This is a genomic window from Pseudomonas sp. R37(2017), assembly GCF_002113375.1.
In the GTDB taxonomy this organism is placed as follows: domain Bacteria; phylum Pseudomonadota; class Gammaproteobacteria; order Pseudomonadales; family Pseudomonadaceae; genus Aquipseudomonas.
In genome coordinates this window covers 230,726-254,206 of sequence record NZ_NEHO01000003.1, presented here as the reverse complement: position 1 = coordinate 254,206, position 23,481 = coordinate 230,726, and the positions used below count along the sequence as shown (strand labels likewise).

The 23,481-nt window shown below is 58.4% G+C and carries 25 protein-coding genes; 17 read left to right on the top strand and 8 right to left on the bottom strand.

Going from position 1 to position 23,481, the window contains the following annotated elements:
* Window positions 1–112: 112 nt before the first annotated feature.
* From CAG47_RS06970 to CAG47_RS06940, 7 genes are all read left to right on the top strand, one after another.
* Window positions 113–682, top strand: a complete 570-nt coding sequence (locus CAG47_RS06970; protein ID WP_085724169.1) for an Rnf-Nqr domain containing protein — start codon at window positions 113–115, stop codon at window positions 680–682.
* Entirely contained in the window at window positions 679–1,692 is a 1,014-nt protein-coding gene (gene rsxB / locus CAG47_RS06965) for an electron transport complex subunit RsxB (protein ID WP_085724168.1), read from the top strand. Before CAG47_RS06970 ends, rsxB begins: the two co-directional genes overlap by 4 nt.
* Window positions 1,679–2,665, top strand: a complete 987-nt coding sequence (locus CAG47_RS06960; protein ID WP_085724167.1) for an RnfABCDGE type electron transport complex subunit D — start codon at window positions 1,679–1,681, stop codon at window positions 2,663–2,665. Before rsxB ends, CAG47_RS06960 begins: the two co-directional genes overlap by 14 nt.
* Window positions 2,662–3,273 (top strand): RnfABCDGE type electron transport complex subunit G, encoded by a 612-nt coding sequence (locus tag CAG47_RS06955; protein ID WP_085724166.1) that lies wholly within the window; start codon window positions 2,662–2,664, stop codon window positions 3,271–3,273. Before CAG47_RS06960 ends, CAG47_RS06955 begins: the two co-directional genes overlap by 4 nt.
* The gene (locus CAG47_RS06950; protein ID WP_085724341.1) at window positions 3,266–3,850 is read left to right on the top strand and encodes an Rnf-Nqr domain containing protein; all 585 of its coding nucleotides are present in this window, start codon (window positions 3,266–3,268) and stop codon (window positions 3,848–3,850) included. Before CAG47_RS06955 ends, CAG47_RS06950 begins: the two co-directional genes overlap by 8 nt.
* Before the next feature lie 25 nt (window positions 3,851–3,875).
* Window positions 3,876–4,514 carry an endonuclease III gene (gene nth / locus CAG47_RS06945; protein ID WP_008053529.1) on the top strand — a complete coding sequence of 213 codons (639 nt, stop codon included), beginning with the start codon at window positions 3,876–3,878 and terminating at the stop codon, window positions 4,512–4,514.
* Between the two features lie 106 nt (window positions 4,515–4,620).
* Entirely contained in the window at window positions 4,621–4,800 is a 180-nt protein-coding gene (locus tag CAG47_RS06940) for a PA3496 family putative envelope integrity protein (protein ID WP_085724165.1), read from the top strand.
* Between the two features lie 78 nt (window positions 4,801–4,878).
* Here CAG47_RS06940 and CAG47_RS06935 read toward each other — a convergent pair whose 3' ends face one another.
* Window positions 4,879–5,505, bottom strand: coding sequence for a response regulator transcription factor (locus CAG47_RS06935; protein WP_085724164.1), 627 nt, complete (start codon window positions 5,503–5,505; stop codon window positions 4,879–4,881).
* 497 nt (window positions 5,506–6,002) lie between these two features.
* On the opposite strand from CAG47_RS06935, the gene CAG47_RS06930 reads away from it, so the two are divergent.
* Complete coding sequence (locus CAG47_RS06930; RefSeq protein ID WP_085724163.1) at window positions 6,003–6,695, top strand: hypothetical protein; 693 nt, start codon at window positions 6,003–6,005, stop codon at window positions 6,693–6,695.
* A 147-nt stretch (window positions 6,696–6,842) separates the two neighbouring features.
* Here CAG47_RS06930 and CAG47_RS06925 read toward each other — a convergent pair whose 3' ends face one another.
* Both CAG47_RS06925 and CAG47_RS06920 read right to left on the bottom strand, forming a co-directional pair.
* Window positions 6,843–8,060, bottom strand: coding sequence for an argininosuccinate synthase (locus tag CAG47_RS06925; RefSeq protein ID WP_085724162.1), 1,218 nt, complete (start codon window positions 8,058–8,060; stop codon window positions 6,843–6,845).
* 129 nt (window positions 8,061–8,189) lie between these two features.
* Window positions 8,190–9,095: an OmpA family protein gene (locus tag CAG47_RS06920; RefSeq protein WP_085724161.1), complete on the bottom strand. Its 906-nt coding sequence runs from the start codon at window positions 9,093–9,095 to the stop codon at window positions 8,190–8,192.
* 159 nt (window positions 9,096–9,254) lie between these two features.
* On the opposite strand from CAG47_RS06920, the gene pyrC reads away from it, so the two are divergent.
* Together pyrC and rnt are read left to right on the top strand one after the other, a co-directional pair.
* A complete protein-coding gene (gene pyrC, locus CAG47_RS06915) occupies window positions 9,255–10,301 on the top strand; it encodes a dihydroorotase (RefSeq protein WP_085724160.1) in 1,047 nt (348 codons plus the stop codon).
* On the top strand, window positions 10,298–10,975 hold the full coding sequence (gene rnt / locus CAG47_RS06910) for a ribonuclease T (protein WP_085724159.1): 678 nt from the start codon (window positions 10,298–10,300) through the stop codon (window positions 10,973–10,975). The genes pyrC and rnt overlap by 4 nt, the downstream gene beginning before the upstream one ends.
* A gap of 171 nt (window positions 10,976–11,146) precedes the next feature.
* Here rnt and CAG47_RS06905 read toward each other — a convergent pair whose 3' ends face one another.
* Complete coding sequence (locus CAG47_RS06905; protein WP_007971324.1) at window positions 11,147–11,749, bottom strand: peroxiredoxin; 603 nt, start codon at window positions 11,747–11,749, stop codon at window positions 11,147–11,149.
* 311 nt (window positions 11,750–12,060) lie between these two features.
* Here CAG47_RS06905 and CAG47_RS06900 point away from each other — a divergent pair, with 311 nt between their 5' ends.
* Window positions 12,061–12,279 carry a bacterioferritin-associated ferredoxin gene (locus tag CAG47_RS06900; RefSeq protein ID WP_007985869.1) on the top strand — a complete coding sequence of 73 codons (219 nt, stop codon included), beginning with the start codon at window positions 12,061–12,063 and terminating at the stop codon, window positions 12,277–12,279.
* Window positions 12,280–12,477: 198 nt separating this feature from the next.
* On the top strand, window positions 12,478–12,954 hold the full coding sequence (gene bfr, locus CAG47_RS06895; protein WP_085724158.1) for a bacterioferritin: 477 nt from the start codon (window positions 12,478–12,480) through the stop codon (window positions 12,952–12,954).
* Window positions 12,955–13,159: 205 nt separating this feature from the next.
* On the opposite strand, the gene grxD is transcribed toward bfr, so the two are convergent.
* Both grxD and CAG47_RS06885 read right to left on the bottom strand, forming a co-directional pair.
* The gene (grxD, locus tag CAG47_RS06890; RefSeq protein ID WP_085724157.1) at window positions 13,160–13,501 is read right to left on the bottom strand and encodes a Grx4 family monothiol glutaredoxin; all 342 of its coding nucleotides are present in this window, start codon (window positions 13,499–13,501) and stop codon (window positions 13,160–13,162) included.
* Between the two features lie 97 nt (window positions 13,502–13,598).
* Window positions 13,599–15,707: a molybdopterin oxidoreductase family protein gene (locus CAG47_RS06885; RefSeq protein WP_085724156.1), complete on the bottom strand. Its 2,109-nt coding sequence runs from the start codon at window positions 15,705–15,707 to the stop codon at window positions 13,599–13,601.
* Between the two features lie 472 nt (window positions 15,708–16,179).
* On the opposite strand from CAG47_RS06885, the gene argF reads away from it, so the two are divergent.
* Together argF and CAG47_RS06875 are read left to right on the top strand one after the other, a co-directional pair.
* Window positions 16,180–17,100, top strand: coding sequence for an ornithine carbamoyltransferase (argF, locus tag CAG47_RS06880; RefSeq protein WP_085724155.1), 921 nt, complete (start codon window positions 16,180–16,182; stop codon window positions 17,098–17,100).
* Window positions 17,097–18,206, top strand: a complete 1,110-nt coding sequence (locus CAG47_RS06875) for an ABC transporter ATP-binding protein (RefSeq protein WP_085724154.1) — start codon at window positions 17,097–17,099, stop codon at window positions 18,204–18,206. Before argF ends, CAG47_RS06875 begins: the two co-directional genes overlap by 4 nt.
* 135 nt (window positions 18,207–18,341) lie before the next feature.
* Here the strand turns inward: CAG47_RS06875 and CAG47_RS06870 are convergent, their stop codons facing one another.
* Window positions 18,342–19,124, bottom strand: coding sequence for a PhzF family phenazine biosynthesis protein (locus CAG47_RS06870; protein ID WP_085724153.1), 783 nt, complete (start codon window positions 19,122–19,124; stop codon window positions 18,342–18,344).
* Window positions 19,125–19,225: 101 nt separating this feature from the next.
* A complete protein-coding gene (gene ybaK, locus CAG47_RS06865; RefSeq protein ID WP_007971306.1) occupies window positions 19,226–19,696 on the bottom strand; it encodes a Cys-tRNA(Pro) deacylase in 471 nt (156 codons plus the stop codon).
* Between the two features lie 348 nt (window positions 19,697–20,044).
* Between ybaK and CAG47_RS06860 the strand changes: the two genes are divergently transcribed.
* The 3 genes from CAG47_RS06860 to CAG47_RS06850 all read left to right on the top strand — a co-directional run bounded on the left by CAG47_RS06860 (window position 20,045) and on the right by CAG47_RS06850 (window position 23,308).
* Window positions 20,045–20,896: an MIP/aquaporin family protein gene (locus tag CAG47_RS06860; RefSeq protein ID WP_085724152.1), complete on the top strand. Its 852-nt coding sequence runs from the start codon at window positions 20,045–20,047 to the stop codon at window positions 20,894–20,896.
* A gap of 68 nt (window positions 20,897–20,964) precedes the next feature.
* Window positions 20,965–22,470, top strand: coding sequence for a glycerol kinase GlpK (gene glpK, locus CAG47_RS06855; RefSeq protein ID WP_085724151.1), 1,506 nt, complete (start codon window positions 20,965–20,967; stop codon window positions 22,468–22,470).
* Between the two features lie 82 nt (window positions 22,471–22,552).
* The gene (locus CAG47_RS06850) at window positions 22,553–23,308 is read left to right on the top strand and encodes a DeoR/GlpR family transcriptional regulator (RefSeq protein WP_085724150.1); all 756 of its coding nucleotides are present in this window, start codon (window positions 22,553–22,555) and stop codon (window positions 23,306–23,308) included.
* Window positions 23,309–23,481 lie beyond the last annotated feature (173 nt).

Sequence of the window (23,481 nt, the reverse complement as noted above, 5' to 3'; positions counted from 1 at the left end):
CCTGACGCGGCTGTGGGATTTTCATGTCTGGCCCACCCTCCCGCCTTGCCGGATAATGCCTACTCTTTTTAGACAACTGCGCTAAAAAGCCCTGTTCCTGCCGGCACGAACAATGACCGAAATCCTGCTTACGCTTATCAGCGCCGCCTTGATCAACAACCTTGTGTTGCACTGGCCGTTGGCCGTCGATCCGCTGTTGGCCGGCCAGCGCCCTCAGGTCCATGCCTTGGGTATTGCGACGACCTGCCTGATGCTGATCGTGGGTATGCTCGGCTACGCGCTCTATCAATGGCTGCTGGTGCCACTGCAATTGACGCCGTTGCGTCTGTTCGTGTTTCTGCCATTGAGCGTGTTGCTGGTCAGCCCGTTGCTGAAGTTGCTGGCACGGGTGTTTTCGACACTGCCATTCGAAGGTCTCTGGCTGTTGCTGCTGGGCAATGCCGGCGTGCTCGGCGTGGCTTTGCTCAATGCTCAGGAAGACAAGGGCTTCTTTCACGCCACAGCCTTGAGCCTGGGTGCAGGGCTGGGCTTCTGGCTGGTGTTGAGCCTGTTCACGGATTTGCGTGAGCGCACGGCCGACAACGATGTGCCACTACCCTTTCGCGGCTTGCCGATCGACCTGATCGGTGCCGGCCTGATCGCAGTGGTTTTTCTCGGATTCAGCGGACTGATCAAAACATGAGTCTGATTCAACTCATCGATGCACTCTTGCCGCAAACCCAATGCGGCAAATGCGGCCACCCCGGGTGCAAGCCGTATGCCGAAGGCATCGCCAGCGGTGAGCCGATCAACAAGTGCCCACCCGGCGGCAACGAAACCATCGCCGCCCTGGCCGAACTGTTGAAGGTGCCGGTGCTGGAACTGGACATCACCCGAGGTTCTGCACCTGCGCAGATCGCCTACATCCGCGAAGCCGAGTGCATTGGTTGCACCAAGTGCATCCAGGCCTGCCCGGTGGATGCCATCGTCGGCGCGGCCAAGCTGATGCACACGGTGATCATCGATGAGTGCACCGGTTGCGACCTCTGCGTGGCACCCTGCCCGGTGGACTGCATCGAAATGCGGCCACTGCTGCCGAACACGGTGCTGCCCGTTGTCGGGGGCCTGGCTTTCACACCGCAGGCGCGGGAGGCCCGCACCCTCAAGCGCGAGCACGCACGGCGCCGTTTCGAACAACGCAATGCCCGCTTGCAGCGTGAGGAGCAACAGAAAATCACCGAGCGGCAGGCTCGACAGCGCGCCGCGCAACCCGCAGAGCCAACAGCCGACCCGGTACAGGCGGCCCTCGAGCGCGTCCGCGCACAGAAAGCCGCCAATGCCGACGCCGCGTTGAAAAAAGCCAAGATCGATATGGCGATGAGTCGGGCGCAACTGCACAAATCGCTGAAGGCCTTCGGACATCCGCCGACCTTCGAACAGCAGTCGCAATTGATCGTCCTGCAACAGCAGTTCGAAGCCGCCGAAAAAAACCTGGCGCAACTGGAAAGCGCCGCCCCGCCCCCCCCTGCGCCGACGTCGGCAACGGTGTCGTCAAATGATGCCGACCTGAAACGGGCCAAGATCCAGTTGGCCATGCGCCGTGCCGAACTGAAGAAAGCTCAGGCCAACGAAGCACCGGCGGAGCAAATCGAAGCCCTGGAGCGCGCACTCGGCGAGGCCGAACGCCAGGTGAACGCCCATGCCGGCCCTTGAAGCAGTCGATGTTCGCCTGCAGCAAGCGATGAAGCTGGTGCTGCTGGCCACGCTACCGGGAGTGCTCGCGGCGTTCTGGCTGTACGGCTGGGGTGTATTGATCAACCTGGTTCTGGCAGCCCTGGCCATGCTGGCCATCGAAGCCGCCATCGTGCAATGGCGCAAGCGACCGCTGGGGCCAACCTTGTGTGACGGCAGCGCGCTGGTCAGTGCAACGTTGCTGGCCCTGGCGCTGCCGCCTTACTGCCCATGGTGGCTGACCCTCAGCGCTGCCGCTTTTGCGATGGTCTTTGGAAAGCACTTGTATGGCGGCGTCGGCTCGAACCCCTTCAATCCGGCGATGCTCGGTTTTGCTCTGGCGCTGGTGACTTTTCCGCAACCCATGACCCATTGGCCATCGCCCCATGGCATGGATTTGCTGAGTGGATTGCAGCAGGTGTTCGGTGTCGGCCAAGCACCGGATGCGTGGGTGCAGGCCACACCACTGGATAGTCTGCGGATCAATAAAAGCCTGACCATGGATGAACTGTTTGCCGGCAACCCGGCATTCGGCCACTACGGCGGTCGCGGGGTGGAGTGGATGAACCTGGCGTTCCTGGCGGGCGGAATGCTTCTCTTGCAGCGACGGGTAATCAGTTGGCACGCCCCGGTTGGCATGCTGGCCAGTCTGTTCATCATCAGCCTGCTGTGCTGGAACGGCTCGGGCTCCGACTCCCACGGCTCGCCGCTGTTTCATCTGCTGACCGGCGCGACCATGCTGGGGGCGTTCTTCATCATCACCGAACCGGTATCCGGTGCCAGAAGCCCCAGGGCAAAACTTCTGTTCGGCGTCGGCGTCGGTCTCCTGACTTACTTCATTCGTACCTGGGGCGGCTATCCGGACGGCATCGCCTTTGCCGTGCTGGCGATGAACCTGTGCGTACCGACACTGGAGCGGTTCGTGGCAGCCAGACAACAGCCGGAGGTGCCATGAACCGGACATCGAGCATCGCACTTCTCGTGCTTTTGGCCACACTTGGCCTTGGCGTGACGTACTTCGTGCAACTCGGCAGCGCGCCACGCATTGCAGCCGAACAGCGCCTGATCGACAGCCGCAATCTGCTGGACCTGATCGCGCCGGACAGCTACGACAATCAACCACTCGAACACCCCATCAAGCTCGAAACAACTGCCCTGACCAACAGCACTGTGCTCGGTGGTTATCTGGCGACCAGGGACGATCAACCTGTCGCGGTGTTGCTGCGCATTCAGACCATTGGCTACGCCGGTGCCATCGACCTGATGATCGCTGTCGATGCCAATGGCAGGTTGCTGGGCGTGAAAACCCTCAAACAGTCGGAAACACCAGGGCTGGGAGCGCGGATCGCTGACTGGCCCAATTCATGGCTGCAGATTTTTTCCGGCAAATCTCGAACAGAACCTGGTGACAGCGGCTGGGCGCTGAAAAAGGACCAGGGGCAGTTCGATCAGATCGCAGGTGCAACCATCACCTCAAGAGCGGTGATCAATGGCGTCCACGATGCCTTGCGCTACTTCGATGAGCACCGGCAACAACTGCTCGGAAAACCTGCCCATGGATAACTCATCGACTCTGCGCAATACCTTGATGCTGACGCCGCTGATCGGTGCCACCCAGTCGCTGACGGCCGCGCTTGGCCTGTGCCTGATGTTCATGGTGGTGACCCAGCTGTTCAGCCTGGCCATGGGCGCCCTGCGATCCCGACTGGTCCCGACGGCCCGCTTGGCGGCCAGCATCCTGTTGGCCGCCACGCTCACCAGTTGCACGGAACTCATGGCACAAGCCTGGTCGCTGCAATGGCAGCAACAACTAGGGTTCTATGGCGCCCTGATCGCCTTGCAATGCGTTGTGCTGGAGCAAACCGGGTTCTTTCAGAACGGTTGGCGCCAACGTCTGCGACTCAATGGCCTGTTCGCCACGCTGCTGATCGCGCTCGGCCTGCTGCGCGAGCTCATCGGCAATGGAACAATTGGAAACCATCTATCGTGGTTGATCGACGCAACACAAACTGACTGGCAAGGCTGGGTGCTGGTAGCTGATGGCGGTCTGCGCCTGGCCACGTTGGTCCCCGGCGGATTCATTCTGCTCGGACTGCTGATCGCCGCCTGGCGGGCCTGGCGCCCCGCGCCCACACTTTGATTGCCTTCGAGGAAACGCACCGCCCATGAATGCCGCAAAACGTCTGGAAATTTTCCGCAGACTGCACGAGGACAACCCGGAACCGAAAACCGAACTGGCCTATTCCTCGCCGTTCGAATTGCTGATTGCCGTGATTCTCTCGGCGCAGTCGACCGATGTGGGCGTCAACAAGGCCACCGCCAGGCTGTTCCCGGTCGCCAATACCCCGGCAGCGATCCATGCATTGGGGGTCGAGGGACTGTCGGAATACATCAAGACCATCGGTCTATACAACAGCAAAGCGAAAAACGTGATTGAAACCTGCCGCCTGCTGGTCGAGCGCCACGCCGGCGAAGTGCCACAAACCCGTGAAGAGCTGGAAGCGCTGCCCGGTGTCGGCCGCAAAACTGCCAATGTGGTACTCAATACCGCATTTCGTCAGCTGACCATGGCCGTCGATACGCATATTTTCAGAGTCAGTAACCGGACTGGCATTGCACCCGGCAAAAACGTGGTGGAAGTCGAGAAAAAGCTGATGAAATTCGTGCCCAGGGAGTACCTGCTCGACTCGCACCACTGGCTGATCCTGCACGGGCGTTATGTGTGCCTGGCCCGCAAGCCGCGATGCGGAAGCTGCCGGATCGAAGACTTGTGCGAATACAAGCACAAAACCTCCGACGATTGAGGCGCTATTGGGTTTATTCGATTATCGATTGAAAAAATCTTTTTTACCCGCCGGGAGATTGTCGATATAAGGAGCGCCAAAGGCCTTCTTAGCCTGGAGTAACTAAATGAGTACTGGCAAAGAGCAATTGGACGTAGAAGACGACTTCACCACCGCCGAACCCGATGACGCAGAACCGGTGGTTGAAGTAGCGAAAACTAATCTGAGCAAACGCCGCACCATCGACAATCTGCTGGAGGAGCGCCGACTGCAAAAGCAATTGGCCGATTACGATTTTGACTTATGACACCTGAAAGCCTCCCGAAACGGAGGCTTTTTTTATGTGCCTTCCCCCGATTGCCCCCCTTGTCGCACAGTTGCCTCATCACACCAGACCATTGCGTTGTGCCAGTTCGATCAAATCGACCAGGGATCTCGCATTCAGCTTGAGCAACAGGCGGGTCTTGTAAGTACTGACTGTTTTGTTGCTGAGAAACATGCCATCGGCAATCTCTTTATTGGTCTTTCCTCTGGCCAACTGTTGCAGGACCATCATTTCCCGCCCCGACAACCGATCAACCATATCGGCCTCACTGGCGTTCCCCAAACTGCAACGCACCGTATGCAAGGCTTGATTGGGAAAGTAACTATAACCTGACAACACAGCCTTTATTGCACTGAGCAACTCCGTCAAGTCTTGTTGTTTGCAAACATAGCCGGCCGCACCGGACTGCATGCAACGCATGGAAAAATGCCCCGGCGCCTGGGAAGTCAGGATCAGCACTTTCATTGGCATTGAGGTCGAAGACAAACGCGCGATGACTTCCAATCCGTCCAGCTTCGGAATTCCGATATCCAGAATGACAATATCCGGCGCAAGTTCACGAGCCAGTTGCAGTGCATCCACACCATTATCGGTTTCCGCAATAACTTCGTAGCCATGACGCTCCATTAGCATACGTACCGCAAGACGAATGACGGGGTGATCATCCACGATCAGCACTTTATTCATGGGCAAGTCCAATTTTCGCTGTTCGAATTTTCAGAGCCCGCACAATAGCCTAGTCGTTTCACACATGGCATGTCGCCCCTTCCACCCACCCGCACCAAGAGACATCCCCTACAAACAACACGGATTTCTCCTACAAAAAACCGTCGAACGGAATGAGTTGAAAACTGTAACAGTGTCATGTTGTCGCAGTTTCCAGCGATCGACCCTACCGACTTACAACCAAAATACTCCGGAAGCCAGCCTTAGTGATTGCGGGCTGATAAACATAAGCGCTTACCACCTCGTTAAAACGTAACAGTTACTTACGCGATCAACACTCACACCAGAAATATCACACAACAAGCATCCATTTACTCTTACAGTAAATAATATTTTTTGGGCAATCATTAAAACACCATCAATCTCATAATACAAAGGAGCGACAAACAGAAAAACCCACCACAACGACCCACCGATAAACCAATCTTCATAAACCATTCAAAAAAAGAAAATTCGACATGAGCACAGAACAGGATAGAAAACGGATTGCCAACCCAATGACCATTATCGCGATATTCGCAGCACTCTCTGAAACTTCGGCCGCTGTTTCTCTACCTTTTTTGGGCCAGGAAGAAAGAGGGATCTACGTCTGGTTTCTGATCAGCTTTCCGTTTTATTTGCTTTTACTTTTTTTCGCGACACTGAACTTCAACTACAAATCACTGTATGCGCCTTCCGACTTTGAAAAGGGAAAACACTTCATGAAGCTCATGGATGATGCTGGGCGGTCGGAAAAAAAGACTTCCGGGAAGGCATCCGAGTCCAGGAATGACCAGCCGTCAGCTCGGACGCCCTGCGGCGCACAGGATCCGCCCAGGGAGATTGGCCTGCACTCCACCGTCCTTGTGCAGCATCAACTTCAGTTACCAGAACTTGTCAAAGACCTGTGCATCGTTGATATACGCAGGATGAGCCAGGAAATCGAATTTGGGGCGCTGCTGGAGAAAATCCAGAGGCCACGGGAAAAGACGGCGTACGTGATTTTATTTGTCACTTGCGCCATTTCGGAGACTTTACTGAAAGCCAGTGCGCTCAAACATTCACAGCAGACCAGGAAGCGCAGCTCCGCCATTTGCCTTGCCTACGACCCGGACTCGCACAGGTTGACGGTCATTGATCAAGCCGGACAACCGGCAAACAACAATACGTAGAACAGAAAGGCCACAGGAAGGAAAAAAGACAGGAAATCGTCAGCGCAAACGAAAACAACAGACAACGCAGGAACAGGCATCCCCCCGTTTTCAGGTGCCTGACCTCGTCCTGGACGAGATCAGGCATCCATCAGCGACTCAAAGGCCTCAGAACAGCTTCCGGCCTTTGTTCGCCGCAATGCGCATGCGCAAGGCGTTGAGCTTGATGAAGCCCGCTGCATCCGCCTGGTTGTACGCGCCGCCATCTTCTTCGAAGGTAGCAATGTTGGCGTCGAACAACGAATCGTCGGACTTGCGGCCAGTGACGATCACATTGCCCTTGTACAGTTTCAGGCGCACTACGCCGTTCACATTGACCTGGGACGCATCGATCATCTGTTGCAGCATCAGACGCTCGGGGCTCCACCAGTAACCGGTGTAGATCAGGCTGGCGTACTTGGGCATCAGCTCGTCTTTGAGGTGAGCCACTTCACGGTCCAGTGTGATCGATTCGATCGCACGGTGGGCGCGCAGCATGATGGTACCGCCAGGCGTTTCGTAGCAGCCACGGGACTTCATGCCCACGTAACGGTTCTCGACGATGTCCAGACGACCGATACCATGTTCGCCACCGATACGGTTCAGGGTCGCCAGCACGGTAGCTGGAGTCATTTCGACGCCGTCCAGTGCGACGATGTCGCCGTTGCGGTAGGTCAGTTCCAGGTACTGCGGCTTGTCGGGAGCGTTCTCCGGGGAGACGGTCCAGCGCCACATGTCTTCTTCGTGCTCGGTCCAGGTGTCTTCCAGCACGCCGCCTTCATAGGAGATGTGCAGCAGGTTGGCATCCATGGAGTACGGGGATTTCTTCTTGCCATGGCGCTCGATCGGGATCGCGTGCTTATCGGCGTAATCCATCAGCTTTTCACGGGACAGCAGGTCCCATTCGCGCCACGGAGCGATCACTTTCACGCCAGGCTTCAAGGCGTACGCACCCAGTTCGAAACGAACCTGGTCGTTACCCTTGCCGGTGGCACCATGGGAAATGGCGTCAGCGCCTGTTTCGTTGGCGATTTCGATCAGACGCTTGGCGATCAACGGACGAGCGATGGAGGTACCCAGCAGGTACTCGCCTTCGTAAACGGTGTTGGCGCGGAACATCGGGAAAACGAAATCGCGCACGAACTCTTCGCGCAAGTCGTCGATGTAGACCTCTTTGACGCCCATGGCCTGAGCTTTGGCGCGTGCAGGCTCGACCTCTTCGCCCTGCCCCAGGTCAGCGGTGAAGGTCACCACTTCACAGTTATAAGTATCCTGCAGCCACTTGAGGATCACCGAAGTGTCCAGGCCGCCGGAATACGCCAGAACGACCTTGTTTACGTCCGCCATGCCATCACTCCACGGGGTTCTACGGAAAGCCGGGAAGTCTACCGCTCATGCAGAATAATTTACAGTGGGGCGACAGCTTATGACGACGAAGCGACAGATTATGTCGAGAGGGCGACGATGACCGCCAAGTCAGGAAGTTGCCGACGTGGCCGCTTTCGTCGCTTGCGGGGCGACTTGCTCCGCCGGCGCTCCGCGCTCAAGGCGTACCGCCACACGACGGTTCTTCGCGCGGTTGGCATTGCTGGTGTTAGGCGCCAGCGGATAACGTTCGCCATGGAAACGCACGGTGATTTGCGACTCCTGGATGCCGTTGGCCTTGAAGAACTCCATCACAGCCAGGGCTCGGCGCCGCGACAGGTCTCGGTTGGTCAGGCGGTTGCCGCTATTGTCGGAATGACCGTCAAGTTCGATGTGATTGACCGTCGGATCGGCCTTCATGTACTCCAGCATCACCTGCAGTTTGGCTTTTGCAGCGCTGTCGAGTTCGATTCCGCCGCCGGGGAAGCCTATTTCGGATTGCTTCACCTGTTCGAAATTCTGTGGCAACAGTTTCGCCACGCACCCCTGGTAGTCGGCATATGCCTTGGTGAACCTGACCGGCAGCAATCGCACTTCCGATACCCGACCATCCCCCGAGGAATGGCGAACCACCGGGCTGCGACCGTCCATCAGGCCACTGATCAGGCGTCCAGCCTGAACCTGTGAACTGTTGAACAGGACGTTGCCGCTGCCGATTCTCACCGTTCCCAGGTTGATATCGTCACGCCCCGGTTGCCACGGTGCCGCTGCGGCCAGCAAGGTCGCCGAACCGCCGCCCATCATCGGGTTATAGGCTTTCAGGCGAAACGTTGCCTGCTCACCGGCCTTGCGTACGAACTCGCCCGAACCGAAGTCGGTAATCGGCTGCGCCAGGCGGCATTCGAACTTGTCGCCTTCGACCGTCCACTCAATGTTCTCCAGACGCGTCTGGAAAGTGAGCGCCATCGCGGGAAGGCTGGCAAACACACTGAGCAAGGCTAAATAACGCTGGCGCACGGGGGGCTCCACTGGCTTCTACAACAAAAAGACCGACACACAGATGTTTACGGCATACCTGTTGGATATCGGAAGCTTCCGGCAAAACTTGATAGCGAGTGCCTGCAAGAGTCTTTTCCGGTAGCATTCCCTTGAGTTTGACCCGCCTGGAATCCCCTCATGTCCGACCGCCTGACCCTGCTGCGTCCCGACGACTGGCACATTCATCTTCGCGATGGTGCCGTGCTGACCAATACCGTCGCGGATGTCGCGCGCACCTTTGGCCGCGCCATCATCATGCCCAACCTGGTTCCACCGGTGCGCAACGCGGCCGAAGCCGACGGCTATCGCCAGCGGATTCTCGCTGCCCGCCCGGCCGGCAGCCCGTTCGAGCCGCTGATGGTCCTGTACTTGACCGACCGCACCCAGCCTGAAGAGATTCGCGAGGCCAAGGCCACCGGATTCGTGCATGCCGCCAAGCTGTACCCGGCCGGCGCGACCACCAACTCGGACTCTGGCGTCACCAGCATCGACAAGATCTTCCCTGCGCTCGAGGCCATGGCCGAAGTCGGGATGCCCCTGTTGATCCACGGTGAAGTCACCCGTGGCGATGTCGACGTGTTCGACCGCGAAAAAATCTTCATCGATGAGCACATGCGCCGTGTGGTCGAACGTTTCCCGACCCTCAAGGTGGTCTTCGAACACATCACCACCGCAGACGCCGTGCAGTTCGTCAACTCGGCTTCGGCCAACGTCGGCGCGACCATCACAGCGCATCACCTGCTGTACAACCGCAACCACATGCTGGTGGGCGGGATTCGGCCGCACTTCTATTGCCTGCCGATCCTCAAGCGCAACACCCACCAGGAAGCCCTGCTCGACGCCGCCACCAGCGGCAGCGAAAAGTTCTTCCTCGGCACCGACTCGGCGCCCCACGCCCGGCACGCCAAGGAAGCGGCCTGCGGTTGTGCTGGTTGCTACACCGCTTATGCGGCGATCGAGATGTATGCCGAAGCCTTCGAACAGCGCAATGCGCTGGACAAGCTCGAGGCCTTCGCCAGCCTCAACGGCCCTCGGTTCTATGGTCTGCCGGCCAACACCGATCGCATCACCCTGGTCCGCGAAGAATGGACCGCCCCTGCCAGCCTGCCCTTCGGCGAGCTGACCGTTGTCCCGCTGCGCGCCGGTGAAAAACTGCGCTGGCGCCTGCTGGAGGAACACGCGTGAGTGAAGACCATTTCGACGACGAACTGGAAGGTCAAGGTGGCGGCGGCGGTTCTCGTCATCCCATGGCCGCACGGTTTCGTGGTTACCTGCCGGTTGTCGTCGACGTAGAGACCGGTGGCTTCAACTCGGCCACCGATGCCTTGCTGGAAATCGCCGCGACCACCATCGCCATGGATGAAAAGGGTTTTGTCTACCCGGATCACACCTACTTCTTCCGTGTCGAACCATTCGAAGGCGCGAACATCGAAGCGGCCGCCCTGGAGTTCACCGGGATCAAGCTCGATCACCCGCTGCGCATGGCCGTGAGCGAAGAGTCTGCCCTGAACGATATCTTCCGCGGCGTGCGCAAGGCCCTCAAGGCCAATGGCTGCAAACGGGCGATCCTGGTCGGGCATAACAGCAGCTTCGACCTGGGTTTCCTGAATGCAGCGGTTGCGCGACTGGACATGAAGCGCAATCCGTTCCATCCGTTCTCCAGTTTCGATACCGCTACGCTCGCTGGCCTGGCCTACGGTCAAACCGTGCTGGCCAAGGCCTGCCAGGCAGCAGACATCGACTTCGATGGTCGTGAGGCCCACTCGGCCCGCTACGATACCGAGAAGACCGCCGAGCTGTTTTGCGGCATCGTCAATCGCTGGAAACAGATGGGTGGCTGGGAAGACTTCGACGATTGATGATTTTCTGCAGGAACGAGCACGCTCGATGGTCGTCAGCGATAACGCAGGGAGCCTGACACCCCGCATCGCGAGCATGCTCGCTCCTACAGGGTCAGAATCCAACGCATAAAAAAACCGGCCGCGAAGGCCGGTTTTTTTGTACCTGCTTTTACAGCCGGAGCGTGCGCCTTACAGAGCGGCAGCGTGCTCGGTCAGGTAAGCCGCAACGCCTTCAGGCGAAGCGTTCATGCCTTTGTCGCCTTTCTTCCAGTTGGCAGGGCAAACTTCGCCGTGCTCTTCGTGGAATTGCAGAGCGTCGACCAGACGCAGCAGCTCTTCCATGTTACGACCCAGCGGCAGGTCGTTGATGATCTGCGAGCGGACAACACCTTTGTCGTCGATCAGGAACGCGCCACGGAAAGCCACACCGTCAGCGGACTGAACGTCGTAGGCCTTCATGATTTCCTGCTTGATGTCGGCAGCCATGGTGTAACGAACTTCGCCGATACCACCATTGTTGACCGGGGTGTTGCGCCAGGCGTTGTGGGTGAAGTGCGAGTCGATCGACACGGCGACCACTTCAACGTTGCGTGCCTTGAACTCGGACATGCGGTTGTCCAGAGCGATCAGCTCGGACGGGCAAACGAAGGTGAAGTCCAGTGGGTAGAAGAACACCAGGCCGTATTTGCCTTTGATCGCCGAAGACAGGGTGAAGCTGTCAACGATCTCGCCATTGCCGAGTACGGCCGGTACGGTGAAGTCAGGGGCTTGTTTGCCTACGAGTACGCTCATTGGATATCTCCTGGTGTAATAGCGTGAATGACAGGGTTCGCATCAGCCTGCCACCCTGAGGCGACAGCCCTGTGACACGATCCCCGGTCGCAAAGACCGAACATCATACACCGCGTGTTTGAGCTGGCTTAGCTGTTTTTTTCCCTGAACGATGAAATCCACGACGGTTTTGCATCACCGACTTGCCAGGCAGACCGTTCGTCAGCCATCCGCACTTATGACGAAAAGTGCTCTGAAACCACTTTGACAATCATTCTCGTTAACATTAAGATCCATCGCAATCGAGTCAAAATCAGCGACGGTCCTTCCTTATGTATGTTTGCCTCTGCACTGGCGTCACCGACGGTCAAATCCGCGATGCGATCTATGAAGGATGCTGCAGCTACAAGGAAGTCCGTGTGGCCACCGGCGTTGCCAGCCAATGCGGCAAATGTGCCTGCCTCGCCAAGGAAGTGGTCCGCGAGACCCTGACCAAATTGCAAACGGCCCAGGCTGCAATTCCATATCCAGCAGAATTTACAGCCGCTTGAATTTCGAATTTCAAAGAACCGGACATATGTCCGGTTTTTTTATGTCTGAAAATCAACTGGTTATGCTCTAGACGCGGAACACAAACATTCTTATTCCGATTAATTTTCATATAAGTTTCAATAACTTAGGTTTGACACTAACAATTACGCGGCTCAAACTCTGTTGTATTGACAGCTAGCACAGGGCAGGACCCCATCATGAAAGGCGACATTACAGTCATCCAGCATCTCAACAAGATCCTTGCCAATGAGCTGGTCGCGATCAATCAATATTTCCTGCATGCGCGCATGTATGAAGATTGGGGCCTGAACAAACTCGGCAAGCACGAGTACCACGAATCCATCGACGAGATGAAGCACGCGGACAAGCTGATCAAGCGCATCCTGTTCCTCGAGGGAATTCCCAACGTCCAGGACCTGGGCAAGCTGCTGATCGGCGAGCACACCAAGGAAATGCTTGAGTGCGACCTGAAAATCGAAAGAACCGGCCACGCCGACCTGAAAGCCGCCATCGCTCATTGCGAAACAGTTGGCGACTTCGGTAGCCGTGAACTGCTTGAAGATATTCTCGAGTCCGAAGAAGAACATATCGACTGGCTGGAAACCCAGTTGGGCCTGATCGACAAGATCGGTATCGAGAACTACCTGCAATCGCAAATGGGCGACGACGAGTAAGTTCTGCGCCATTAATCTCGACATAATAAAAAGCCCCGCCCTCTATCGAGTGGCGGGGCTTTTTATTGCCTGCGCTGTACCTGTAGGAGCGGGTGCCCGCTTGCGGCACGCTCGCGATGGTGGACCAGACACCTCGGGGCATCAGGCAGCCAGCGTCATCGTTGACGTCCATCGCGAGCCTGCTCGCTCCTACAGAGAAACGTAATCAGGCTTCGGTCTTTGGAGCAGCAGCTTTTGCAGCAGCGTCCTTGATCAGGCTCTGCAGCGAACCGTCAGCAGCCATCTCAATCATGATATCGCTACCGCCGACCAGCTCACCGGCAACCCACAGTTGTGGGAAGGTCGGCCAGTTGGCGTATTTTGGCAGGTTGGCGCGGATTTCCGGGTTCTGCAGGATGTCCACGTACGCGAACTTTTCGCCACAAGCCATCACGGCCTGCGCGGCTTTTGCGGAGAAGCCGCACTGCGGGGCATTCGGCGAGCCTTTCATGTAAAGCAGAATGGTGTTGTTGGCAATCTGCTCTTTAATCGTTTCGATGATATCCATGGAGCACCTCGGCTGAACTTTCCGACTCATGGGTCGGCACGGTGGCGCATTGTAACGGAAAGCCGAGCGCCCTGCTCGGTCTCTCCGTCAGACTGATTCAAGCAGCTGCCACGGTTACCGGAACACCATTGAGCGCGGCATTTCCCGACAATTCGTCAATCTGGCATTCGTCGGTCAGATCATTGGCGCTGGAGCCTGGCTGACTGCTGGCAATCGACATCTGCACGCCGGGCCGTGCATGGCCCCAGCCATGTGGCAGGCTGACCACGCCTTTCATCATGTCCAGACTGCCAAGCACTTCGACTTCAATCACACCCACCCGCGAACTGACCCTTACGCGCTGCCCGTCGCTCAGCCCGCGAACTGCCAGATCGTCCGGATGCATCAGCAACTGATGACGTGGCTTGCCCTTCACCAACCGATGATAGTTATGCATCCATGAGTTGTTGCTGCGCACATGCCGGCGGCCAATCATCAACAACTCGTCGGCGGCGGGTGCCTTCAAGTCTGCAAAGCGCGCCAGGTCAGCGAGAATCGCGGCCGGCGCGGCCTGGATGCGTTGATTGGCAGTCTTCAGCCGCGGTGCAAGGTTAGGCTTGAGCGCGCCCAGATCGACGCCATGGGGATGATCGAACAACGTCGCCAGCGACAGCTTGTGCGCTGACGTGTCGCCGTACATCCCCATGCGCAGGCCGCGATCGATCATTTGCGCGGGAGCAATGGTGGGCTTCAACTCTTTGCCGGTCCTGGCGGCAAATGCCTTGGCCAGTCCGACGAAGATTTCCCAGTCGTGCAACGCGCCTTTGGGTTTGGCGAGGATGGCGCGATTGAAACGACTGACGTTGCGCACCGCAAACAGGTTGAACGTGGTGTCGTAATGGTCGTTTTCCAGCGCTGACGTGGACGGCAGGATCAGGTCGGCATAACGCGTGGTTTCATTGATGTACAGGTCGACGCTGACCATGAACTCCAACCCCTCCAGTGCCTGCTCGAGCTTTCGGCCATTGGGCGTGGACAACACCGGATTGCCCGCCACGGTGATCAGCGCACGGACCTGCCCCTCGCCTTCGGTGAGCATCTCTTCGGCCAGTGCCGAGACCGGCAGTTCTCCGGCGTATTCCGGGCGCCCGGACACCCGGCTCTGCCACCGATTGAAATGCCCGCCCGAGGTCGACGCCACCAGGTCCACCGCCGGCTCGGTGCACAAGGCCCCTCCCACGCGATCAAGGTTACCGGTGACCAGGTTGATCAACTGCACCACCCAGTGACACAGCGTACCGAAAGCCTGGGTCGAAACGCCCATGCGGCCATAGCAGACAGCACTCGGTGCCGCGGCAAAGTCCCTCGCCAATTGGCGGATCTGCCCGGCCGGCACGGCGCACAACGGGCTCATGGTTTCGGCGGTGAATGGCGCTACAACCTCCCGCACTTCCTCCAGACCGTCTACCGGCAGATGACTGTCGCGGGTCAGACCTTCTGCGAACAAGGTGTTGAGCAGCCCGAACAACAACGCAGCATCCCCACCCGGACGCACGAACAGATGCTGATCGGCAATGGCCGCCGTTTCACTGCGACGCGGGTCGACCACCACCACTTTGCCGCCGCGGGCCTGTATCGCCTTCAAACGCTTTTCCACATCCGGCACGGTCATGATGCTGCCGTTCGAAGCCAGCGGGTTGCCGCCAAGGATCAGCATGAAATCGGTGTGATCGATGTCCGGGATCGGCAGCAACAAACCATGGCCGTACATCAAATGGCTGGACAGGTGATGGGGTAACTGATCGACCGACGTCGCAGAAAAACGGTTGCGGGTCTTCAGCAGGCCGAGGAAGTAATTGCTGTGGGTCATCAGCCCGTAATTGTGCACGCTCGGGTTGCCTTGATAGACCGCCACGGCATTTTGTCCGTGATGCTCCTGAATTGCAGCGAGGCGTTCGGCGACCAGATCGAATGCCGCTTCCCACTCGATAGGCCGCCATTCATTGCCCACCCGCTGCATCGGCTGGCGCAGGCGATCCGGATCGTTCTGGATGTCTTGCAGCGCCACCGCCTTTGGGCAGATGTGCCCACGACTGAACGTGTCCTGGGGGTCGCCCTTGATCGACGTGATCTGGACGCTACCGCCTTCGACCTCGGAGGTTTCGATGGTCAGGCCACAGATGGCTTCGCACAAATGGCAGGCACGGTGATGGAGAGTCTTGGTCATGGCCAGTCTCTGTCTTGTTATGGGCGGGCAACGTTGGCCGCGGAAACAAAACTATGGCGCCAGGCCCGCTACCACGCCAGCGACGTTCATCTTGTGAATCGAGGGTCATCAGGCCAGCCGATGGCCGCCCGGCGCCAGTGCTCAGCGAGCCTGGCCCTGATGAATGACAGGTCAGAAACCGACTGCCATCACACCATTGCCGCCCCGTTTGATTGCCAAGCCCCGAGAGGCCGGTGTACAAATGAGCCGCTGCTATAAGGAATCAGGCTTCAAAGCGCTACCTCGGTGAACCCGTAGCACCTCTGAAACTCCCTAAAAACTGTAGCCCTATTGGTAAGACGCGACATTTAATTATAAGATCGCGCCTTCCCCTATTTCGTCGCCCCGTGCGGCTTACGCCGCAGGTCTCGCCCGTTGTTCCGATAAACAAGGCTTTGAGCATCTGCGGTTTGTAGCAAAAAGGTAGTCAATGATGAGCGCAAGGCACTTTCTCTCCCTGATGGATTGCACGCCCGAAGAGCTGGTCAGCGTGATCCGTCGAGGCGTTGAGCTCAAGGACCTGCGTAACCGCGGCGTACTGTTCGAGCCTCTGAAAAACCGCGTCCTGGGGATGATTTTCGAGAAATCCTCGACCCGCACCCGGATCTCCTTCGAGGCCGGCATGATCCAGCTCGGCGGCCAGGCAATCTTCCTGTCGCCACGTGACACCCAACTGGGTCGCGGCGAGCCGATCGGAGACTGCGCCATCGTCATGTCGAGTATGCTCGACGCGGTGATGATTCGTACCTTTGCCCACAGCACCCTGACCGAATTCGCCGCCAACTCCCGCGTACCCGTCATCAATGGCCTGTCCGATGACCTGCATCCGTGCCAGTTGCTGGCGGACATGCAGACGTTCCTCGAACACCGCGGTTCCATTCAGGGCAAGACCGTGGCCTGGATCGGCGATGGCAACAACATGTGCAACAGCTATATAGAAGCGGCGATCCAGTTCGACTTCCAGTTGCGCGTTGCCTGCCCGGAAGGCTACGAGCCCAATCCTGAATTCGTGGCCAAGGCCGGCGATCGGGTCACCATCGTACGCGACCCGAAAGATGCCGTGCGCGGTGCACATCTGGTGAGCACCGACGTCTGGACCTCCATGGGCCAGGAAGAGGAAACCGCCAAGCGCCTGAAACTGTTCGCACCGTACCAGGTCAACCGCGCCCTGCTCGACCTGGCCGCTGACGATGTGCTGTTCATGCACTGCCTGCCGGCGCACCGCGGCGAAGAAATCAGCGTCGACCTGCTCGACGACAAACGCTCGGTGGCCTGGGATCAAGCCGAAAACCGTCTTCATGCGCAAAAAGCCCTGCTCGAATTCCTCGTCGAACCGGCGTATCACCACGCATGAGCCAGCCATTACTGCTTAACCTGCGTAACCTCGCTTGCGGCTATCAAGACCAGCGCGTCGTGCAGAACCTGAACCTGCATTTGAACGCCGGCGACATTGGTTGCCTGCTGGGTTCTTCGGGCTGCGGCAAGACCACCACGCTGCGGGCGATCGCCGGCTTCGAACCGGTGCATGAAGGCGAAATCCAGCTGGCTGGCGAGACCATCTCCAGCGCCGGTTTCACCCTTGCCCCGGAAAAACGTCGTATCGGCATGGTGTTCCAGGACTACGCACTCTTTCCACATTTGAGCGTGGCAGACAACATCGCCTTCGGCATTCGCAAGCATCCGCAAATGGATCGCGTTACCGAAGAAATGCTGGAACTGGTCAACCTGAAGAACCTCGGCAAACGCTTCCCCCATGAGCTTTCCGGCGGGCAACAGCAACGTGTCGCCCTGGCCCGCGCCCTGGCGCCGGAACCGCAACTGCTTTTGCTCGACGAACCGTTCTCCAACCTCGATGGCGAATTGCGCCGCAAGCTCAGCCACGAAGTACGCGACATCCTCAAGGCCCGTGGCACCAGCGCGATTCTGGTGACTCACGACCAGGAAGAAGCCTTCGCGGTCAGCGACCACGTTGGCGTGTTCAAGGAAGGTCGACTGGAACAGTGGGATACGCCCTACAACCTGTATCACGAACCGCTGACACCCTTTGTGGCCAGCTTCATCGGCCAGGGCTATTTCATTCGCGGTCAGTTGAGCAGCCCCGAGTCGGTGCAAACCGAACTGGGTGAGTTGCGCGGCAACCGGGCCTACACCTGGCCGGTAGGTGGCGCGGTGGATGTGCTGCTGCGCCCGGACGATATCGTCTATGCACCGGACAGCGCATTGAAGGCGCGAATCGCTGGCAAGACATTCCTGGGGGCGTCGACCCTGTATCGCTTGCAACTGCCGACAGGCGCACAGCTGGAATCGATCTTCCCGAGCCATGTCGATCGCCAGGTCGGGACGGATGTAGGTATTCGTGTCGCAGCCGAACACCTGGTGTTGTTCCAGGCGTCAGGCAGCATGGCGGCGCAGATTCCCGTTGTTGAATCAGGTGTCCGGCGCTACAGCACAGCCAACTAAACACCACCCCCTGTAGGAGCGAGCAAGCTCGCGATGGACGTTAACGATGACACTGGCTGCCTGACACCCCGCGGTGCCTGTGCCTCCATCGCGAGCGTGCCGCAAGCGGGCACCCGCTCCTACAGAGGTTTTGGATCAGCCCAGCATCAGCGTTCCGCTTGCTACGAGCGTCGCATCCCCACCGATCTTCACCCGATCGCCTTCCAGCCTGCAGAACAACTCACCGCCCCGCGCCGAGCGCTGACAGGCCGTCAGGCTCGATTTGCCCAAACGCTCCGACCAGTATGGAATCAGAAGGCAATGGGTCGATCCGGTCACCGGGTCTTCGTTGATGCCGATCGCCGGGGCGAAATAGCGGGACACGAAATCGTGCTGGTCACCTCGTGCAGTGACGATGGCGCCCAACCATGGCAAATTCGCCAGCGCCACCATGTCCGGCTTGCAGTCGAGCACTGCCTGCTCAGACTCCAGCACCACGAACAACTCATTCGAGCCCAGCACATCGACAGCCTCGACGCCGAGGGCACGCTCGACATCCAGGGTCACGCCGATCTCCGAGGGGATGATCGACGGGAAATCCAGCCACAGGCGCCCATCTTCACGGGTCACGCTCAACGGGCCGGATCTACAGGTGAAATCCAGTCGCTCGACGGGTTCTTTATAGACCTCAAACAACACATAGGCACTGGCCAGCGTCGCGTGCCCGCACAATGGCACTTCGGTGGTCGGCGTAAACCAGCGGATGTGCCAGCCCTGCCCTTCACGCACGACAAACGCCGTTTCGGCGAGGTTGTGCTCTGCGGCAATCTTCTGCATCAATTCATCGGCGAGCCAGGCATCGAGCCGATAGACCATCGCCGGGTTGCCACTGAATGGCTGATTGCTGAACGCGTCGACCTGATGAAACTCAAGCTGCATAACCTTCTCCCTTTGTCAGACCGTCGAGCATGCCGCGCCGGCCGAACCGGCACCAGTGACAGAGCAGGCTGATTTTCACCATACAGCGCAACGCGGGTTCTTCAAGCACGACCGATATCGGCAAACTTCGCCTGGGTGTGCTCGGCCAGCACGGCCGGTGCCAGTTCGACTTCCAGCCCGCGTCGACCCGCACTGACAAAAATGCTGGCGAAGGGCTGGGCTGAATTATCGATGAAAGTACGCAAACGCTTTTTCTGCCCCAGCGGACTGATGCCGCCCAACAGATAGCCAGTGGAACGCTGCGCCGCTGCCGGATCGGCCATTTCGACCTTTTTCACGCCAGCGGCATGGGCCAGCCCTTTCAAGTCCAGACTACCGACAACCGGCACCACGGCCACCAGCAACTCGCCTTTTTCGCTGGCTGCCAGCAAGGTCTTGAACACCTGCGCCGGGTCGAGCCCGAGTTTTTCCGCAGCTTCCAGACCATAGGAAGCGGCCTTCGGGTCATGTTCGTAACTGTGTACGCGATGTTCGGCCCGAACCTTTTTCAACAAATCCAATGCGGGGGTCATGACAGCTCCAGACTGGGCGGCAGAAGAAAAACACTGCGCCGGATTCTAGGACATCTGATCGTTAAAAGGCTCCAGGGCAGCACATCCATAACGCCACAGCCCGGCTTTTCCATCATTCAATGACTCGTTCATTCATGCGACGAATAGTTTCTTTATGACCGACGGTTCACTTTCGACCTTTGACAGCAGTGTTTCTTGTCTATATTTTTTCGTTTATGAAACTGTACGAAACATCCTACCGCAGCACCCAGCAGTAAACCGCGATCAGGATGAGAATCCTGCCTCGGCGAAAACCGCGCTTCGACCACGATGGGACAAGCGCCAGACAACAAGAAAAATGAGGTTTCAATGACATCCGCTTTACAACAACCGTCGCTCTCGAGCCAATGCATGGCCGAGTTTCTGGGTACGGCGCTGCTGATCTTTTTTGGTACGGGTTGCGTTGCCGCGCTCAAAGTCGCGGGTGCCAGTTTTGGCTTGTGGGAAATCAGCATTATCTGGGGCGTCGGCGTCAGCATGGCGATCTACCTCACCGCCGGGGTTTCCGGGGCGCACCTGAACCCTGCCGTCAGCATTGCACTGAGCATTTTTACGGATTTCGAAAAGCGCAAACTGCCTTTCTACGTACTCGCCCAAGTGGCCGGGGCGTTCTGTGGCGCGATGTTGGTTTACACGCTCTACAGCAATCTGTTCTTCGAATTCGAACAAACGCATCACATGGTTCGCGGTACCCAGGCCAGCCTTGAATTGGCTTCGGTGTTTTCCACCTTCCCTAATCCCGTGCTGACCACCGCTCAGGCCTTTCTGGTCGAAGTCATCATCACGGCCATCCTGATGGGCGTGATCATGTCCTTGACCGACGACAACAACGGCCTGCCAAAAGGCCCGCTGGCACCGCTGCTGATCGGCCTGCTGATTGCGGTGATCGGCAGTTCGATGGGACCGCTGACCGGCTTCGCCATGAACCCGGCGCGGGACTTCGGCCCTAAACTGATGACTTTCTTCGCTGGCTGGGGTGAAATTTCCTTCACTGGCGGACGCGATATTCCGTACTTCCTGATTCCTGTTTTTGCACCGATTGTCGGTGCCTGCCTCGGCGCCGCTGCCTATCGCGGGCTGATTGCCCGTCATCTGACTGGCGCCGTAACTGCTGCGAAGGATGAAACACCAGCCATTGACGGCAAACCCAGAACTTCTTGATACCGTAGGCACGTGCCCTCGGATCACGCGCCAGACCTCACTCCCTTACTTCGTCCAAGGCAATCGACATGACCGACACACAGAATAAGAACTACATCATTGCCCTCGATCAGGGTACGACCAGCTCTCGCGCGATCATTTTCGACCGCGACGCGAACGTGGTCTGCACTGCCCAACGGGAGTTCGCACAGCATTACCCCCAAGCTGGCTGGGTCGAGCATGATCCGATGGAGATCTTCGCCACCCAAAGCGCCGTGATGGTCGAGGCACTGGCACAAGCCGGCCTGCACCACGACCAGGTGGCTGCCATCGGCATCACCAACCAGCGCGAAACCACGGTTGTCTGGGACAAGAACACCGGCCGCCCGATCTACAACGCAATCGTCTGGCAGTGCCGACGCAGCACCGAGATCTGCCAGCAACTCAAACGCGATGGCCACGAGCAATACATCAGCGAAACCACCGGCCTGGTCACCGATCCATACTTCTCCGGCACCAAGCTCAAGTGGATCCTCGATAACGTCGAAGGCAGCCGCGAGCGCGCACGCAACGGTGAACTGTTGTTCGGCACCGTCGACAGCTGGCTGATCTGGAAATTCAGCGGCGGCAAGGTGCATGTTACCGACTACACCAACGCGTCGCGCACCATGCTCTTCAACATCCACACCCTGGAGTGGGACACGAAGATGCTGGAAGTCCTCGACATCCCGCGCGAGATGCTCCCGGCGGTCAAATCGTCGTCCGAAATCTACGGCCACACCAAAAGCGGCATCGCCATCGGCGGCATTGCCGGCGACCAGCAAGCGGCCCTGTTCGGCCAGATGTGCGTCGAGCCAGGCCAGGCGAAAAACACCTATGGCACTGGCTGCTTCCTGCTGATGAACACCGGCGAAAAAGCGGTGAAATCCCGACACGGCATGCTGACCACCATCGCTTGCGGCCCTCGCGGCGAAGTCGCTTACGCGCTGGAGGGCGCAGTGTTCAACGGCGGTTCCACCGTGCAATGGCTGCGCGATGAACTGAAGATCATCAATGACGCCCACGACACCGAGTACTTCGCCAACAAGGTCAAGGACAGCAACGGTGTGTACCTGGTGCCGGCCTTTACCGGTCTTGGCGCACCGTACTGGGACCCGTACGCCCGAGGCGCGTTGTTCGGCCTGACCCGTGGTGTTCGCGTGGATCACATCATTCGTGCGGCACTGGAGTCGATCGCCTACCAGACCCGCGACGTGCTCGACGCCATGCAGCAGGACTCCGGCGAACGCCTCAAGGCACTGCGCGTGGATGGTGGTGCAGTGGCCAACAATTTCCTCATGCAGTTCCAGGCCGACATCCTCGGCACCCAGGTCGAGCGCCCGCAAATGCGCGAAACCACGGCACTCGGCGCGGCATACCTGGCAGGCCTGGCCTGTGGCTTCTGGGGCAGCCTGGAGGAGTTGCGCGGCAAGGCCGTGATCGAACGCCAGTTCGAGCCGACGCTGGATGAAACGGCAAAGGAAAAACTCTACGCTGGTTGGAAAAAAGCCGTCAGCCGCACCCGCGATTGGGCCGTTGAAGACGAGGCTGAATAAGCCGCGACACGGTGGAACTGGTCGGGAGCAGATTCCTGCGTCATCATGGGCAAATTTTGCACGGCAGCCCAAAGGACGCCCCATGAATCTGCCTCCCCGTCAGCAGCAAATCCTCGAGCTGGTTCGCGAACGCGGCTATGTCAGCATCGAGGAAATGGCCACGTTGTTCGTTGTTACACCGCAAACCATCCGCCGCGACATCAATCAGCTCGCGGAAGCCAATTTGTTGCGTCGCTATCACGGCGGCGCAGCTTACGACTCCAGCGTTGAAAACACCGCCTACGCCATGCGCGCCGATCAGATGCGCGATGAGAAACAGCGTATCGGCGAAGCCATTGCCGCGCAGATTCCCGACCATGCCTCGCTGTTCATCAACATCGGCACGACCACCGAATCCATTGCCCGAGCACTGCTCAACCACAGTCACCTGAAAATCATCACCAACAACCTGCATGTGGCTTCGATGCTCAGCGCCAAGGACGACTTCGACGTGCTGCTGACCGGCGGCAACGTGCGGCGCGACGGCGGCGTGGTGGGTCAGGCCAGTGTCGACTTCATCAACCAGTTCAAGGTCGATTTCGCCCTGGTCGGCATCAGCGGCATCGATGAAGACGGCAGCCTGCTGGATTTCGACTATCAGGAGGTGCGGGTATCCCAGGCGATCATCGCCAATGCCCGACAAGTGATCCTCGCGGCCGACTCCAGCAAGTTCGGGCGCAACGCCATGATTCGCCTGGGGCCGATCAGCCTGGTCGATTGCCTGGTCACCGACCGGCAACCTTCCCCGGCGCTGGCGCAGCTGTTGCACCAGCACAAGGTCCGGCTGGAAGTTGTTTAACGCCGAAGGCGGTTAAACAACCTGTAGGAGCCAGCCTGCTGGCGATGGTGCCCTTGAGTACGCCATCGCCAGCAGGCTGGTCCCTACAGTAAATCCCACTTCAACACGCCCTTCCTCCACGTTCAATGTTCGAATATTTTCCTTTACCGGCCCTTCGATGAGTATTTTCAATC